General features: G+C 62.7%; 17 protein-coding genes and 1 tRNA gene. 11 read left to right on the top strand and 7 right to left on the bottom strand.

The window, feature by feature from the left end; genetic code table 11:
* The first annotated feature begins 82 nt into the window (after window positions 1-82).
* From N6L26_RS04100 to ribH, 4 genes are all read left to right on the top strand, one after another.
* Window positions 83-409 carry a hypothetical protein gene (locus N6L26_RS04100; RefSeq protein WP_263606768.1) on the top strand — a complete coding sequence of 109 codons (327 nt, stop codon included), beginning with the start codon at window positions 83-85 and terminating at the stop codon, window positions 407-409.
* A 98-nt stretch (window positions 410-507) separates the two neighbouring features.
* Window positions 508-583: transfer RNA gene (locus tag N6L26_RS04095), tRNA-Lys, on the top strand.
* A gap of 116 nt (window positions 584-699) precedes the next feature.
* Window positions 700-1944 (top strand): 3,4-dihydroxy-2-butanone-4-phosphate synthase, encoded by a 1245-nt coding sequence (ribB, locus tag N6L26_RS04090; RefSeq protein ID WP_263606767.1) that lies wholly within the window; start codon window positions 700-702, stop codon window positions 1942-1944.
* Between the two features lie 5 nt (window positions 1945-1949).
* Window positions 1950-2372 carry a 6,7-dimethyl-8-ribityllumazine synthase gene (ribH, locus tag N6L26_RS04085; RefSeq protein ID WP_263606766.1) on the top strand — a complete coding sequence of 141 codons (423 nt, stop codon included), beginning with the start codon at window positions 1950-1952 and terminating at the stop codon, window positions 2370-2372.
* On the opposite strand, the gene N6L26_RS04080 is transcribed toward ribH, so the two are convergent.
* Window positions 2369-3460, bottom strand: a complete 1092-nt coding sequence (locus N6L26_RS04080; protein WP_263606765.1) for a hypothetical protein — start codon at window positions 3458-3460, stop codon at window positions 2369-2371. The genes ribH and N6L26_RS04080 overlap by 4 nt on opposite strands.
* On the bottom strand, window positions 3460-4509 hold the full coding sequence (locus tag N6L26_RS04075) for a phosphotransferase family protein (RefSeq protein ID WP_263606764.1): 1050 nt from the start codon (window positions 4507-4509) through the stop codon (window positions 3460-3462). Before N6L26_RS04075 ends, N6L26_RS04080 begins: the two co-directional genes overlap by 1 nt.
* An 80-nt stretch (window positions 4510-4589) precedes the next feature.
* Between N6L26_RS04075 and N6L26_RS04070 the strand changes: the two genes are divergently transcribed.
* Complete coding sequence (locus N6L26_RS04070; RefSeq protein WP_263606763.1) at window positions 4590-4835, top strand: hypothetical protein; 246 nt, start codon at window positions 4590-4592, stop codon at window positions 4833-4835.
* Window positions 4836-4893: 58 nt separating this feature from the next.
* Here N6L26_RS04070 and eno read toward each other — a convergent pair whose 3' ends face one another.
* Window positions 4894-6183, bottom strand: coding sequence for a phosphopyruvate hydratase (eno, locus tag N6L26_RS04065; RefSeq protein ID WP_263606762.1), 1290 nt, complete (start codon window positions 6181-6183; stop codon window positions 4894-4896).
* Window positions 6184-6343: 160 nt separating this feature from the next.
* Here eno and N6L26_RS04060 point away from each other — a divergent pair, with 160 nt between their 5' ends.
* The 6 genes from N6L26_RS04060 to N6L26_RS04035 all read left to right on the top strand — a co-directional run bounded on the left by N6L26_RS04060 (window position 6344) and on the right by N6L26_RS04035 (window position 9186).
* Window positions 6344-6994: a hypothetical protein gene (locus N6L26_RS04060; RefSeq protein ID WP_263606761.1), complete on the top strand. Its 651-nt coding sequence runs from the start codon at window positions 6344-6346 to the stop codon at window positions 6992-6994.
* A gap of 22 nt (window positions 6995-7016) precedes the next feature.
* On the top strand, window positions 7017-7451 hold the full coding sequence (locus N6L26_RS04055) for a phage holin family protein (protein WP_263606760.1): 435 nt from the start codon (window positions 7017-7019) through the stop codon (window positions 7449-7451).
* Complete coding sequence (locus N6L26_RS04050; protein ID WP_263606759.1) at window positions 7448-7771, top strand: hypothetical protein; 324 nt, start codon at window positions 7448-7450, stop codon at window positions 7769-7771. Before N6L26_RS04055 ends, N6L26_RS04050 begins: the two co-directional genes overlap by 4 nt.
* Before the next feature lie 48 nt (window positions 7772-7819).
* Window positions 7820-8350, top strand: coding sequence for a hypothetical protein (locus tag N6L26_RS04045; protein WP_263606758.1), 531 nt, complete (start codon window positions 7820-7822; stop codon window positions 8348-8350).
* A gap of 109 nt (window positions 8351-8459) precedes the next feature.
* Window positions 8460-8690, top strand: a complete 231-nt coding sequence (locus N6L26_RS04040) for a DUF4170 domain-containing protein (protein ID WP_263606757.1) — start codon at window positions 8460-8462, stop codon at window positions 8688-8690.
* 7 nt (window positions 8691-8697) lie between these two features.
* Entirely contained in the window at window positions 8698-9186 is a 489-nt protein-coding gene (locus N6L26_RS04035; RefSeq protein ID WP_263606756.1) for a GNAT family N-acetyltransferase, read from the top strand.
* Between the two features lie 27 nt (window positions 9187-9213).
* On the opposite strand, the gene greA is transcribed toward N6L26_RS04035, so the two are convergent.
* The 4 genes from greA to carA all read right to left on the bottom strand — a co-directional run bounded on the left by greA (window position 9214) and on the right by carA (window position 14935).
* Window positions 9214-9681 (bottom strand): transcription elongation factor GreA, encoded by a 468-nt coding sequence (gene greA / locus N6L26_RS04030; RefSeq protein ID WP_263606755.1) that lies wholly within the window; start codon window positions 9679-9681, stop codon window positions 9214-9216.
* Between the two features lie 111 nt (window positions 9682-9792).
* Window positions 9793-13116, bottom strand: a complete 3324-nt coding sequence (gene carB / locus N6L26_RS04025; RefSeq protein ID WP_263606754.1) for a carbamoyl-phosphate synthase large subunit — start codon at window positions 13114-13116, stop codon at window positions 9793-9795.
* Window positions 13116-13760, bottom strand: coding sequence for a hypothetical protein (locus N6L26_RS04020; protein ID WP_263606753.1), 645 nt, complete (start codon window positions 13758-13760; stop codon window positions 13116-13118). The genes carB and N6L26_RS04020 overlap by 1 nt, the downstream gene beginning before the upstream one ends.
* Complete coding sequence (gene carA, locus N6L26_RS04015; RefSeq protein WP_263606752.1) at window positions 13757-14935, bottom strand: glutamine-hydrolyzing carbamoyl-phosphate synthase small subunit; 1179 nt, start codon at window positions 14933-14935, stop codon at window positions 13757-13759. Before carA ends, N6L26_RS04020 begins: the two co-directional genes overlap by 4 nt.
* Window positions 14936-15036 lie beyond the last annotated feature (101 nt).

Raw genomic sequence — 15036 nt, 5'->3', positions numbered from 1 at the left:
TTTACCACCGATCGATACTACTGAACAGCAAGACGATTGTTGGCGGACCGGGGGGTTAGTCGCTGGCGCAGTTGGGACGCTGTTGACGATGACCTCTATGAACCACCGACTTTCGAGCGGGAATCGAACCAAGTACGATCCGGGCCAGCGTGTGCAGCGGAGCGATCTTGATACTTGCGACAAGGTACTGCTTGAGGTTGCCCGCGCCAACAAACGCGGCGTCAAGATTACGATCTGGGATCTTCCAGAGATTACCGGCATACCCTTGCATCATTCATTCGCCGCTGTTCGGTCGCTGGAATTCGGCCGCCTGATTGCGGTGGGCGACGATTTGTCCGACCCGTTTGGCGCTACGTTAGAGCTTCGCGAAGCCGGATCGGACCGCCTGCGCCAGCGCCGCGTCGCCTAATTTGCCATTGGGGGCTTTTCATCGCGAGAAAGCCCGCTATATGGGCGCCTCCCGAGTCGGGAACGCCTCTTCCACGAGGCCGCGGTACGCCGCAGTGTGGACGCATAGCTCAGTTGGTAGAGCAGCTGACTCTTAATCAGCGGGTCCTAGGTTCGAACCCTAGTGCGTCCACCACTTTCCTCCCATTCTAATCGTTGGCGCTGGTACGTGCGTGGTTAATTGCGCGTGCGTCACACCCAATGTGATAAGCGGGATTGGCAGTCACATTATACTGTGATAGTCCGCCGAGCATGAACACGATCGAAAAAGTTCGCACGCTCGTTTCGCAGGGTCTCATGACCCGCGCTGGCCTTGCCCGCGCTGCCGGGCTCCATGCCAATACCTTGCGCGAGTGCGGCGAGGATAGCTGGAACCCGACTGCCGATACGCTGGCCAAGCTCGAGGCGTTCCTCGAGGCCAATGACGAGACCCCGGTCATTGTCGGCGCCGAGGAAATCATCGACGAAGCGCGCAATGGCCGGATGTATATCCTCGTCGATGACGAGGACCGCGAGAACGAAGGCGACCTGATCATTCCGGCGCAGATGGCGACACCCAGCGCGATCAACTTCATGGCCACGCATGGCCGTGGCCTGATCTGCCTGTCGCTCGACCGCAAGCGCGTCGAGGCGCTTGGTCTCGAACCGATGAGCCGCGACAATCGCGAGAGCATGCAGACTGCCTTCACCACCTCGATCGAGGCGAAGGACGGCGTCACCACGGGGATCAGCGCGGCCGACCGTGCGCGCACCGTTTCGGTCGCGATCGATTCGACCCGCGGGCCCGACGATATCGTTACCCCGGGTCATGTCTTCCCGCTGGCAGCGCGCGATGGCGGCGTGCTGGTCCGCGCCGGCCATACCGAAGCGGCGGTCGATATCTCGCGCCTTGCCGGGCTCAACCCCTCGGGCGTGATCTGCGAGATCATGAACGAGGACGGCACCATGTCGCGGCTCGATGATCTGATCGGATTTGCACGGCGGCACGATATGAAAATCGGCACAATCCGCGACCTGATCGAATATCGCATGCGTCACGACCATTTGGTCGAGCGCGTCGCCGAGGACAGCTTCGATTCCGACTATGGCGGCGACTGGCGTCTGCTGACCTATCGCAACACGGTCGACGGCAGCGAAAGCTATGTCCTGCAGAAGGGCCATGTGGTCGAGGAGCAGCCCACCCTCGCCCGTGTCCATCCGATCTCGATCTTCGACGACCTGCTCGGCAAACCCGGCCCGCGCAAGCGCACGCTGCAACGCGCGATGCAGGCGGTGGGCGAACACGGCGCAGGCGTGATCGTGCTGATTACCGGACGCCCCGCTTCGAACAGCGGCTACAGCGAGAACGATGCGCAGCGCAATGTCGGTATCGGGTCGCAGATCCTCGCCGATCTGGGCATCGAGGACATGATCCTGCTGAGTAATTCGCAACCCAATGTCGTGGCGATCGAGGGCTACGGCCTCAATATCGTTGACCACAAACCCATTCCGGAGTGACCCGCATGGCCCGTTTCCTGATCGTCGAAGCCCGTTTCTACGACCACCTCAATGACATGCTGGTAGCAGGCGCACGCGCCGCGCTCGAAGCTGCCGGGCATGAGGTGGAAGTGCTCACGGTCCCCGGTGCACTCGAAGTCCCCGGCGCGATCGCCCTCGCCTCGGAAAGCGGCCGCTTTGACGGCTATGTCGGGATCGGCGTGGTGATCCGCGGCGAAACCTATCACTTCGAGATCGTCGCCGGCGAAAGCGCGCGCGGGATCATGGCGCTGACGATGGACGGCGTGGCCATCGGCAATGGTATCCTGACGGTCGAGAACGAGGCGCAGGCGCTGGTCCGCGCGGACCCGGCCCAGAACGACAAGGGCGGCGAAGCGGCCAAGGCGGCGATGGCGCTGCTCGACCTGCAGGGCCGGTTCGCGGGCTAACTCGCGCCGTCGAGGAACTCCTTGAGCCTGAGTGGCGCGAAGGGGCCGATAATCAGCTGTTCGAACACGCCGATACCTTCGGACCCATCGCTGCCGAGCACGCGGACTGGGACCTGAACATGCAGGTTCTCGGGCGCCAGCGGGTCGATCTCGTCGAGTTCGATATCCTCGCGCACGACCTTGAGCGGGCCATGGTACATGCCATGGCCCCAATTGGGATCGGTATAGCCCAGCCCGCGCATCTGGAACCGTCCAAGCGGCTCGAAAGTCACCTGTTCGGGCGCACCGCGTAGCGCAAGTGACAGCGTGCCGCCCGATGGCCAGCGGGTGCCCTGTTCGAGCCGCGTGCGCATGCTGCCATGCCCTTCGGTAATGTCATCGAGTGAAGCGCCCTCGCCCGCCCATGCTGCGCGCGTGTTCCAGGCATTGCCGTGGGCGTCGTTATTGACATGGAAGAACAGACTGCCGCCGGGGAAATTGATCGGGGTCCATTGCCAGAAGAAGCCCGGCAGCGGGGCGCCCGGCATCGGCTGCGGATCGCGCGCGCCAATCGGGCGCACACCCCAGCTGCGATCGCGCGTCCCCCTGGTTCCGGCAGCCAGATCCTGCTTGGCACCGTCGATTTCGATCCAGCCCTCATAACCGCCGTTCTGCGTCATGCGGGTGTAGTCCATGAAGGCGCGGGGCCCGATCCGGTGCGTGAAGCGCGGTTCCTCGATCGGGAAGGCGCTGCCGGTGAAGGTGATGTCGGCGGCCATGCCCTCGAATGGTTCGAGGCGGATGCGCAGGATGTTGAGCGCCTCGATGATCTCGACCGAGATCGGCCCGGCGGCCATCGCCATCCGCTCCATGCCCAGCTCGGCGCTGGCGTGGACGCAGTACTGCACCCCGTCACGGACGACGTTGAAATGGGCGTCGATGATATCGAGATGCGGATACACGCCCAGCGCGACGGCGAAAAAGCCGCTGCCATCGGGCGCATAGCCGTTGAAGAAATAGCGGTCGTAAAAATTGCGGTCGGTGCCCGCAAAGGCAACCGGCTCCGGCGTCTGGTGGATCGGATAATCGTCTCCGCGGCTCAGAACCACTAGGTCACCTCCTTCAATATCTGGATACTATCGCGCTCGAGCGCCAGCGAACAGGCCCCGCGCGCCATCGACAGGAAATTCGCATCGCCGCGATCGGTCCGCTCAACAAAGGCCGCGCTGAACACGGCGGTCGACACGCCATGGAGGATGCCGAGCCGGTAATCGTGCTCGATTTCCTCATGGGTCAGGTCGATCCCGCCGACGCGCATCTCCGCGCGCCACAGGTCGAGCAATTCGCGTTCGTGATCGCGCCATAATGACGCCCCGATACCGCAGCCCATGAAATAGCCGACATCGGTCATCGGCCTGCCTGCGGCCACCGTCTGCCAGTCGAGGATCGCAATCGGCTCGCTTCCGTCGCGAATATCGAACAGCATGTTGTCGAGGCGGAAATCGCCATGGACAAGGCATTGCGGGGGATCGTCGCGCTCGAACCAGGCCGCGCTCGCTTCGCGCAATTGTTCACAGATCAACATGAATTCGGGCTCGAGCATTTCGCCGTAACGCTCGCGAAAGACCGCCTGCGCCTGCGGATACATCACGCCGAGCTGCTGGCGCAGGTCCGCACGCGGGGCGATCCATTCGGCATCGAGCAGTTCGCGGCGGCCCCAACTGGGGGCATGTATCGCGGCTGCCTGCCGGATGGCGGCGCGCGCATCCTCAATCCCGCACCCCGCGATCTGGTCGCCCTGCCGGGCTGGCCCCATGTCCTCGCACAGGAGGATAAAGGCGCCGCCCGTCTCGTCAACATCGGTGAAATAGACCTCCGGCACGCGCACATCGAGTAGCGGCGCGGCGTGGCGGTAAAACTCGACTTCCTTGCGATAGAGCCCGAACAGCGCGGCGGTGCCGCGGCTGCTGGCGTCCTCTGCCGGGAACTTGCCTGCAAGCGTTGGTGGTACGCCCTCCCCCGTCAAGAAGAAGCGCACGCTGTCGCCCACCTGCCCGGTGCCGATCGGCTCCCAGCGTACGGTGTCGACACGCGCGTTTAGCTGCGCGCCAAGCCACGCAGCGCTGACCTCGTCCGGATGCGCCGGAAATTTTCCCAAAGCCCCCCTCCCACAAAGAGCAATTTTGCGGAACGCTAGCTGCCCTTATGCGTCCTGACAATCATGCAAGAGAGACAATCATGAATGGTGCCCTCGAATGGATCACTTCGATCGGCACCGTCCTCGCCGCATCGATGATCGCTTTCGACATGGGTCGCCGCGCCACCGCCTGGGGGTTCGTGCTGTTCTGCGTGGTTTCCGCGCTATGGATCTACATTGGGCTGACCGAGGACGCGATCCCGCTCGCGGCGATGAACGGCATCCTCCTGCTGATAAACGCCTGGGGCGTGTGGCAATACTGGTTCCATCCGAAGAACCGAGCCTAGGCTCCAATACCGCTGTGTGGGGAGTTTAGGTTGGCCGAAACTCCCTACTCCCGGAATATCACGCGCCGATCCGGCCGAAGCATTCGCGCCCGGCATAGATCGCGCTGTCGGCCAGCTCTTCCTCGATCCGGATGAGCTGGTTGTACTTCGCCAGCCGGTCCGACCGGGCGAGGCTGCCGGTCTTGATCTGCCCGCAATTGGTCGCCACCGCGAGGTCGGCAATCGTCGCATCTTCGGTTTCGCCCGAACGATGCGACATGACTGCGGTATAGCCTGCACGGTTGGCGATACTCACCGCATCGAGCGTCTCGGACAGCGTGCCGATCTGGTTCACCTTCACCAGCAGCGAATTGGCCAGCCCCTGTCCGATTCCATCGCGCAACCGCTCGGGGTTGGTCACGAACAGATCGTCGCCCACCAGCTGGACGGTGTTGCCAATGCGGTCGGTGAGCGCTTTCCAACCGGCGAAATCATCCTCGGCCATACCGTCTTCGATCGAGCGGATCGGATAATTGCGGCATAGCTTGTCGAGATATTCGGCCATTTCTTCACCCGAGAGCGAGAGCTTCTCGCCCGAGATTTCGTATTTGCCGTTCTTGAAGAATTCGGTCGAAGCACAATCGAGCGCCAGTGCGATGTCTTCGCCCGGTTTGAAACCCGCCTGTTCGACCGAGGCCATGATGAAATCGAGCGCGTCGCGCGTGCTGGCAAGATCGGGGGCGAAGCCGCCCTCGTCGCCAACTGCGGTCGCCAAGCCCTTCTCATGCAGCTTTTTCTTGAGCGTGTGGAACACTTCCGCGCCCCACCGGACCGCTTCAGCCAGGCTGTCGGCACCGATCGGCATGACCATGAATTCCTGGATATCGATCGGGTTGTCGGCATGTTCGCCGCCATTGATGATGTTCATCATCGGCACCGGCAGGACATGCGCCGAAACGCCGCCGATATAGCTGTATAGCGGCAGGCCGCGCGCATTCGCCGCGGCCTTGGCCACCGCCATGCTGGTCCCGAGGATCGCATTGGCGCCGATGCGGCCCTTGTTGGGGGTGCCGTCGAGTGCGATCATCGACAAGTCGATATCGCGTTGGTCCTCGGCATCGAATGCGCCGACCAGCATGTCGCGAATTTCGGTATTTACCGCGTTTATTGCTTTGATCACGCCCTTGCCGATATAACGGCCGGCATCGCCATCGCGGAGCTCGACAGCTTCATGCGCTCCGGTCGAGGCGCCGCTCGGCACCGCGGCACGGCCAAAGCTGCCATCGTCAAGCAGCACATCGACTTCGACCGTGGGATTACCCCGCGAATCGAGAATTTCGCGGGCGTGGATATCGATGATCGCGGTCATGGTGCTGGCGCTCCGGGAAAAGGTGTTGCAATCGGCTATAACACCCCCAGATGGGGAGTCAGCAGCGCCTTATTCGTCGGAACATTGGTGTGCAAGTTGCGTTGCAACATTGAAGGCGGAAACGCCGGACGACAACCAAGTGAGGGCAAGGACCAGCATCATGGCAGAAACCACCGCAGGCGGCGCACCCAAGAAGCGCAAAAGTCCTGCCACAAAGAAACCCGCAGCCAAGAAATCCGCCACCGCCAGCACGCCGCGCAAACCTGCGGCGAAGCAGGGCGCAGCGAAGGAGACCGCATCAGTGACCAATACTGCAACCCCCGCAAACACTTCTGACAATCGCACCGAAGCCAAGTCGCGCTTCAACGCCGCGCTCGAGGAAGCCAAGGCTGGCGCCGCCGCGCTCAAGGCCGAAGGCAAGGACCGGGCCACCGCGTATCGCGAGCAGGCCAAGGGCAAGGGTGACGATTGGGTCGCCGAAGCGCGCACCTATGGCGAAGATGCCAAGGTCAAGGGCCGCGAACTGGCGACCGAAGGCAAGGTGAAGGCGGGCGAAGGCCTGCGTTCGCTGAGCAAGCTGGTCGACGAGAACGCCTATCAGGTCGACGACAAGCTCGGCGCGAAATACGGCGATTATGCTCGCACCGCTTCGAAGTCGCTCGACGGCTATGCCAGCAAGCTCGACGAGAAAAGCGTCGACGATCTCGTCGAAGACGGCCGCGAATTCGTCCGCAAGAGCCCGGGCAAGGCAATCGGCATCGCCGCCGTTGTCGGCTTCATGCTTTCGCGCCTATTCCGCGGTTCGCGCTAAGCGACCGGTTACGGGGGACTGCATGCGCGACGATGACACTGAACGGGCCGAGGAATTTTCCGGCCCGTTCGATTTGCCCGACGAACACGAGACTTCCGAACCGGAGGGCGAGGAAGCTCAGCCATTTTCGCTGACCGATGATGTCCTGGCACTATTCGAGGACGGCAAGAGCTATGCCGAGGCCGAGCTGCGGTTTCAGAAAAGCCGCGCCGGCTATATCGGGAACCGGACCAAGGGTGCCATTGCGTTCGCCTTGGGCGCATTCGGCGTGTTCCACCTGGCCCTGATCGCAGCGACGGTCGGAATAGTGATCGCACTGGCACCGGTCATCGGCCCATGGGCTGCGACCGCGGTAGTCACGCTAGCGCTGATCATCGCCGGGATTATCATGCTGCGCTTTCTTAAAGGACGGCTCGATGATATTCGCGAGGCCTTCGACGATGGGGATGGCGAATGAGTGACCGTCGCACGCGCATGCTCGAAGACAAGTATCTGCGCCAATCTGCCCGCGCCCTCGTCGAGGCGGATATCGAGCATCTCAAATCCGATTTTTCTCACAAGAGCCTTGGCGAGCGTGCGTTCGACCGGGTCCGCGAAGGTGCGGCCGAGCTTTACGAAGAGGCGATCGATGTCGCCGAAGACAATCGCGGCGCGCTCGCCGCGCTGGTCGCAGCCATCGTCGTCTGGTTCGCACGCAATCCGATCCTCGACGTGCTCGGCTTCGATCGCGAGACGGACGACGAACGTGACGAATATGATGGAGAATCGGAACGTTAGGCCCGCCCGATCCGTTGGCTTTACGAACGCAAATTCCGGAGATTTACCATGGCCGATGCAGCCGAGAACAACGTCACACCGATCAGCGCCGATAGCAAGTTGAGCGACGAGCAGAAGCGCGAGCAATTGCGCGACCGGATCGAAGCGGGTGAGAAGCGCAACGAAGCGCGTAGCCTGGCCGATCAGGCCAAGGATGCTGCCGACAGCGCAGTCGAATTCACCAAGAAGCACCCTTTCGCCGTCATTGGCGGCGTGCTCGTCGCCGGTCTGGCGATCGGTGCGATGACGCGCCCCGGCCGCCGGCTCGGTCGTCGCGGCGGCACTATTGCGGCAATCACCGCCGATGCCGCACTCGCCTATGGCGCGCGGATGATCGACGGCATGGCCGACGGCGCGCAGTTCGCCGGAGACCGGCTCGAAGATCTGAGCGACAGCGCCGCCACGACCGCACGCGGTCTTCGCCGCGATGCATCCTACAAGCTCGACGTCGCCGGCGATGCGCTGCGTAGCTCGAGCCGCAAGGCCGGGCGCAAGGGCAGCCGCGCCTATCGGGCGCTGCGGACCGGCATCAAGCACTAAGCCAAAGCATCGCAAGGATGCCGTAGCGGCGCGACGGGCTTGCCTGTCGCGCCGCTTTCGCTATGTGCCGCAGCCATTCCTCTCCCTCCCCTTCGAGAAAGACGATTCCATGGAAGAAACCGAGAGCAAGCAGACGCTCTACCTGGTGATGGGTGGCCGGGTGACCGATCCGCGCAGCGTGACCTTTGCCGATCCCGAGAGCATCCACGTCGCCGGCGTGTTCAGCAGCAATGACGCTGCAGTCGACGCCTGGCGGGCCAACGCGCAGCGCACCGTCGACGATGCCGAGATGAAATACGTGATCGTCCACCTGCACAAGCTGCTCGATCCCAGCGCGTAATTTCGCGATGGCCTATGTAATCAGGCCGTATCGCGACGATGATGCCGAGGTGCTGGCTGCAATCCTCATCTCGGCGATCACAGATATCGGGCCGCACGCCTATTCGCCTGCGCAGGTTGCTGCGTGGGCCGCGCGCCATCCCGGTGCCCAGCGGTATCGGGAGCGGGTTGCCGCTGGCGATGTGATTTTCGTCGCGGCCGATGTCGAGGACCGGCCGGTCGCCTATGTCCTGCTCGAACAAGACGGGCATATCGACCATCTCTACAACCATCCCGACCACACACGGCGCGGGCTCGCCACGCAGTTGCTGGCAACCGCGACGACCTATGCGCGCGAGCACGGGATGGGGCGCCTCTACAGCGAGGCCAGCGATCTTGCCCGCCCCGCTTTCGAGCGAGCCGGGTTCGTCGCAGCGCAGAAGCGCGAATTCACCCTCGCGCATGGGGACCGGGAGGTCCCGATCCACAATTGGGGAATGGAAAAGCCGCTGTCGTGAGGCCCCGCATCAGCGGGGCCCCGCCGATCAGATGAATTCGATCTTGTCGATCAGGTAGAACTTGTCACCCGAGGGAACGGTCACTTCGACCTCTTCCTCGAGCTGTTTGCCGATCAACGCGCGCCCGATAGGCGAATTGTAGCTGATCCGGCCCTTCGCAGCATCGGCTTCGGTCTGACCCACGATCTGGTAACGCACCGGCTTGTCGTTTTCGTCGAGCAGCGTGACCGTTGCCCCGAAGATCACCTTGTCGCCCGACAGCGTGGTGGGATCGATGATCTGCGCGCGGGTAACCTTGTCCTCAAGGTCGGCGATCTGCGTTTCCACATGGCCCTGGCGTTCCTTGGCCGCGTGGTATTCGGCATTTTCCGAGAGGTCGCCATGCGCACGTGCTTCCTCGATCGCATCGACGATCAGGGGACGCTCGGCACGCAGGACCTTGAGTTCCGCCGTGAGCTGTTCGTAGCCCTCGGCCAGCATCGGCACTTTTTCCATAGGGCTCTTATCCTTCCTGTTCCGGCTAGCCCCCGGGGACAATTCGAACCCGGTCCGCCGGATTGCGGAACACAAGCGGTTCGAATGTCGGGAGGGGGAGCGTGTTTTTCGTCAGCTATAATAGTCTTGCAACGAACGTACTTCAAGCTGGTCCGGCGAAACCTCTGCGATTGCCTGCGCAACGGCCAGCGAAGCGGCGGCCGTGGTGTAGTAGGGCAGCTTCTTTTCCAGCGCCGCTTCGCGGATCGATTTGCTGTCGAGCAGCGACTGCCAACCCTCGGTGGTGTTGAAGATCAGCTGCACCGCGCCGTCGATGATCGCATCGACGATATGCGGGCGCCCTTCGGCCACCTTGTTGACCGGTTCGACCGCCAGACCCTGCTGGGTCAGATACTGCTGCGTGCCGCCGGTGGCGATGACGCGGAAGCCCTTGTCGAGCAGCGTCTTCACCGCCGGCAGGATCAGCGGCTTGTCGGTATCCTTGACCGAAACGAACAGCGTGCCTTCCTGCGGCGGGGTCATCCCCACACCCAGCTGCGACTTGAGAAAGGCCGCGGCGAACCCGCGATCGATACCCATCACCTCGCCGGTCGATTTCATTTCGGGCGACAGCGCGGGATCTGCGCCGGGGAACCGGGCAAACGGGAACACCGCTTCCTTCACCGCCATATGGTTGGGGTTGAGATCGAAAGGTTCGAACGCGCTGAGCGGCTCTCCCGCCATCACGCGCGCGGCGACCTTGGCGATGGGGCGGCCGATGGCCTTGGCGACGAAGGGCACCGTGCGGCTGGCGCGCGGATTGACCTCGATCAGATAGACCTCGCCTTCCTTGACTGCGAACTGGACGTTCATCAGCCCGCGCACTTCCAGCGCGACGGCCAGTTCGGTTGCCTGGCGCTCCATCTCGGCGATGATGTCCTGCGGCAAGTTGTAGGGCGGCAGCGTGCAGGCACTGTCGCCCGAATGGACGCCGGCCTCCTCGATATGCTGCATCACGCCCGCAATCCGCACTTCGGTGCCATCGGAAACGACATCGACATCGCATTCCACCGCATCGCGCAGATACTGGTCGACCAGCACCGGGCTGTCGCCGCTGACATTGACCGCCGTAGCGATGTAGTCATCGAGCTGCGCTTCGCTGTCGACGATCTCCATCGCGCGCCCGCCGAGCACGTAGCTGGGGCGCAGCAGCACCGGATAGCCGATCCGCGCCGCCACTGCGGCAGCCTCGTCGCGGCTCTTGGCGATGCCGTTCAGTGGCTGCATCAGCTTGAGCTTGCTGACCAGCTTGGCGAACCGTTCGCGGTCTTCGGCCAGGTCGATCGCATCGGGGCTGGTGCCGAGGATCGGAATGCCTTCGCGTTCGAGCGCGGCAGCCAGCTTGAGCGGGGTCTGCCCGCCGAACTGGACGATGACGCCGACCACTTCGCCCTTCGACATTTCGACGCGCATGATCTCGAGCACGTCTTCCTCGGTCAGCGGTTCGAAATAGAGCCGGTCGGAGGTGTCGTAATCGGTCGAGACGGTTTCGGGATTGCAATTGACCATGATCGTTTCGAACCCGGCCTCGGCCAGCGCGAAACAGGCGTGAACGCAGCAATAGTCGAACTCGATGCCCTGCCCGATACGGTTGGGCCCACCGCCGAGGATGACGATCTTCCTGCGGTCGGAGGGATCCGCCTCGTCCTCGGCCTCGCCAAAGCTGGGCGCCTCGTAGGTCGAATACATATAGGGCGTGATCGCCTCGAATTCGGCGGCACAGCTGTCGATCCGCTTGTACACCGGATAGACGCCGAGCTTGCGGCGCAGATTGCGCACTTCCTGCTCGCTCGTCGCGCCGGCCATCGCGCGCAGCGCATCGTGCAGCAGGCCCGACCGCTTGGCCTGCGTTTCGCCCAGCCCGCCCGCGACGCCGACCGAACGCACCGCCAGCGTGGCAAGCCGCTTGTCCGAAAAACCCATCGCCTTGAGGCGCCGCATTTCGACCTCGGTATTGGGAAGGCCGTTATGCGCGATCATGTTCTCTTCGTAGATGATCGCTTCGATCTGGCGCAGGAACCACGGGTCGAACCCGGTGATCGGCTGGATATCCTCGACACTCAGCCCTTCGCGGAAGGCCTGCGCGATCTTGAGGATGCGTTCGGGGGTGCGCTGGCTGAGCGAGGCGACGATCTTGTCGCGCGACACGCCTTCCAGCTCGGTCACCCGGTTGAACCCGTCGAGATCGGTTTCGAGACCGCGCAGCGCCTTCTGCATCGATTCGGCGAAACAGCGGCCGATCGCCATGACCTCGCCGACCGATTTCATAGCGGTCGACAGCTCGTTCTTGGCGCCCTTGAACTTCTCGAACGCGAAGCGCGGGATCTTGGTCACAACATAGTCGATGGTCGGCTCGAAACTGGCCGGCGTCGCGCCGGTGATCTCGTTCTGGATCTCGTCGAGCGTGTAGCCCACTGCCAGCTTGGCGGCGACGCGCGCGATCGGGAAACCGGTGGCCTTCGATGCCAAAGCGGAGGAGCGCGACACGCGCGGGTTCATCTCGATCACAATCAGGCGGCCGTCGTCGGGATTGACCGCGAACTGGACGTTCGACCCGCCCGTCTCCACCCCGATCTCGCGCAGCACGTTGATGCTGGCGGTGCGCATGATCTGGTATTCCTTGTCGGTCAGCGTCAGCGCAGGCGCCACAGTGATGCTGTCGCCGGTATGTACGCCCATCGGATCGACATTCTCGATCGAGCAGATGATGATGCAATTGTCCTTGCGGTCGCGCACCACCTCCATCTCGAATTCCTTCCACCCGAGGAGCGATTCCTCGATCAGGACTTCGGTGGTGGGCGAGGCTTCGAGGCCTTCGCGGACGATCCGCTCGAACTCGGGCTTGTTATAGGCGATCCCGCCGCCGGTGCCGCCGAGTGTAAAGCTGGGGCGGATGATCGACGGCAGGCCGGTGCGTTCGAGCACTGCCAGCGCCTCGTCCACCGTATTCGCGACGCCGCTGCGCGCGCTTTCGAGCCCAATCTTGTCCATCGCCTCGCGGAAGCGCTGGCGGTTCTCGGCCTTGTCAATCGCATCGGCATCGGCGCCGATCATCTGGACGCCGTATTTCTCGAAAGTGCCGTCGTTGAACAAAGCCAGCGCGCAGTTGAGCGCGGTCTGCCCGCCCATCGTCGGCAGCACCGCGTCGGGGCGTTCCTTGGCAATGATCTTGGCGACGATCTCGGGCGTGATCGGTTCGACATAGGTCGCGTCGGCCATTTCCGGATCGGTCATGATCGTGGCGGGGTTGGAGTTGACCAGGATGACCCGGTAACCCTCTTCCTTCAGCGCCTTGATCGCCTGCGTGCCGGAATAATCGAACTCGCAGGCCTGGCCGATGATGATCGGACCAGCGCCGATGACGAGGATCGAGGAGATGTCAGTACGTTTGGGCATTAGTTCGCCATTCCGAGTATAAATTGGAGGAGATTCATAGTCGCTAGAAATGCGGTAACTGACGGATGGTTCAGTAGCGATACGATCTCTGGCCAAGGTGAATTCGGCGCTTCTAGGAGGAGGATAACAGCCTGCACTCGCTTGCATGCGTTTGTGCGGGTTTCCAAATCGGCGTCCGATTGCATGATCGCTTGGTAGAGCGCCTCCGATTTCTCTCGGATTATGGCTATTTTCGCGGGGGAAGCCGCAACAGCCAAGCCAGTCCAACTAGTGCTATCGATTTTCTTCTGCAGATCGTCGAGTTCTGATTGGTGGTCCACATGACCGTCATCATCCGGATCAATGTAGGCAGAAAAATTGGTTTCCAAGATTCCTTGGTGCGTGATCATCATCTCGGCGTTACGTGCAGAGTTGGAACCCCTGAATTCAATCAGACCAGCCTTATAAGCGTCATCGAGAATTTCGACCGCCACTTCAATCTCGGCAGGTCCATCAATTTCTTCAGCGGGCGTTTCGCGCCAACGATTCACGCCAACGAGAACATCATTTAAGCCACGCCATTCGTGCAATTCGTCATCGTCAGGCAGATAGGCGAGTTCACCAAGCAAAGCGCGTCGGTAATCGCCTCGATCGAACTCGCTCACCCCAGCATCCCCACGAATTTCTCGAACAGGTAGAAGCTGTCCTGCGGGCCGGGGCTCGCCTCGGGGTGGTATTGCACGCCGAACGCCCTTTTGCCTGAGATCGCGATCCCGCAATTGGTGCCGTCGAACAGCGACACGTGGGTCTGCTCCACGCCCTCGGGCAGGGTCTCGCCATCGACCGCGAAGCCGTGGTTCATGCTGGTGATCTCGACCAGCCCGGTGCTGTCGCCCCAGCCCTCGCCCACACGCTGGACGGGGTGGTTGGCGCCGCGGTGGCCCTGGAACATCTTGGCAGTCTTCGCGCCCGCAGCGAGGCCGAGCATCTGGTGGCCGAGGCAGATACCGAACAGCGGGATGTCGCGTTCGAGCAGCCCCTCGATCACCGGCACGGCATATTCGCCCGTCGCCGCCGGGTCGCCCGGACCGTTCGAGAGGAACACCCCGTCGGGCTGCAGCGCGAGCACTTCGTCGAGCGTGACGCGCGCCGGCACCACGGTGACCTTCGCCCCTGCCTGCACCAAATTGCGGAAGATATTGTCCTTCGCGCCGTAATCGATCGCGACGACATGCGGCTTGGTGGCCTTGGCTTCGCCATAGCCGAAGCCGAGCTGCCAGTGGCCGCCGGTCCAGTCTTCATTGCCGTCGCGGGTGACGCCGGGGACGAGGTCGAGACCTTCGAGCCCGCTCCATTCGGCGGCCTGCGCCTTCAGTGCCGGAAGGTCGAATTCGCCGCGCGGGCTGTGCGCGATCACCGCATTGGGCGCGCCGGCCATGCGGATCCGGCGGGTCAGCGCGCGCGTGTCGACGCCCGACAGGCCGATCTTGCCGTGATCCTTCATCCATTCGATAAATTGATCTCGCGCGCGGAAGTTCGAATGCGGGGTCACTTCCTGCCGCACCACGCAGCCCACCGCGCCGAGGCCGCGGCTTTCGTGGTCTTCCTCGTTCGCGCCGACATTGCCGATATGCGGGAAGGTGAAGGTAACGATCTGGCTGTCGTAGGACGGATCGGTCATCACTTCCTGATAGCCGGTCATCGCCGTATTGAAGCAGACTTCACCCACCGCGTTGCCGGTGGCACCGAAGCCCTTGCCCCAGATGACGGTACCGTCGCCCAGCACGAGGACTCCCGTCGCGCCTGAGGGTTGCGCGTGCGAAGATGCGGACAGGGCCATGGGCGCTCCGGGTAAAAGTTTTCCAGCGATGTTGCTAAGCCTCAGCGGCTAGAGACGCACAGCCTTTCCGTCAAGCGCAACGCTTGGCTTTGTGGCAGCTT

Origin of the sequence: Qipengyuania sp. SS22 (assembly GCF_025736935.1) — a bacterium.
Taxonomy (GTDB): Bacteria; Pseudomonadota; Alphaproteobacteria; order Sphingomonadales; family Sphingomonadaceae; genus Qipengyuania.
Note: the sequence above shows the minus strand (reverse complement) of the source record. Positions and strands in the feature narration are given on the sequence as shown.

Coding starts and splice junctions, on each gene's coding strand:
- ribB (WP_263606767.1), top strand. CDS start 700: ATGAACACGATCGAAAAAGTTCGCACGCTCGTTTCGCAGGGTCTCATG.
- ribH (WP_263606766.1), top strand. CDS start 1,950: ATGGCCCGTTTCCTGATCGTCGAAGCCCGTTTCTACGACCACCTCAAT.
- N6L26_RS04070 (WP_263606763.1), top strand. CDS start 4,590: ATGAATGGTGCCCTCGAATGGATCACTTCGATCGGCACCGTCCTCGCC.
- eno (WP_263606762.1), bottom strand. CDS start 6,183: ATGACCGCGATCATCGATATCCACGCCCGCGAAATTCTCGATTCGCGG.
- N6L26_RS04060 (WP_263606761.1), top strand. CDS start 6,344: ATGGCAGAAACCACCGCAGGCGGCGCACCCAAGAAGCGCAAAAGTCCT.
- N6L26_RS04055 (WP_263606760.1), top strand. CDS start 7,017: ATGCGCGACGATGACACTGAACGGGCCGAGGAATTTTCCGGCCCGTTC.
- N6L26_RS04050 (WP_263606759.1), top strand. CDS start 7,448: ATGAGTGACCGTCGCACGCGCATGCTCGAAGACAAGTATCTGCGCCAA.
- N6L26_RS04045 (WP_263606758.1), top strand. CDS start 7,820: ATGGCCGATGCAGCCGAGAACAACGTCACACCGATCAGCGCCGATAGC.
- N6L26_RS04040 (WP_263606757.1), top strand. CDS start 8,460: ATGGAAGAAACCGAGAGCAAGCAGACGCTCTACCTGGTGATGGGTGGC.
- N6L26_RS04035 (WP_263606756.1), top strand. CDS start 8,698: ATGGCCTATGTAATCAGGCCGTATCGCGACGATGATGCCGAGGTGCTG.
- greA (WP_263606755.1), bottom strand. CDS start 9,681: ATGGAAAAAGTGCCGATGCTGGCCGAGGGCTACGAACAGCTCACGGCG.
- carB (WP_263606754.1), bottom strand. CDS start 13,116: ATGCCCAAACGTACTGACATCTCCTCGATCCTCGTCATCGGCGCTGGT.
- carA (WP_263606752.1), bottom strand. CDS start 14,935: ATGGCCCTGTCCGCATCTTCGCACGCGCAACCCTCAGGCGCGACGGGA.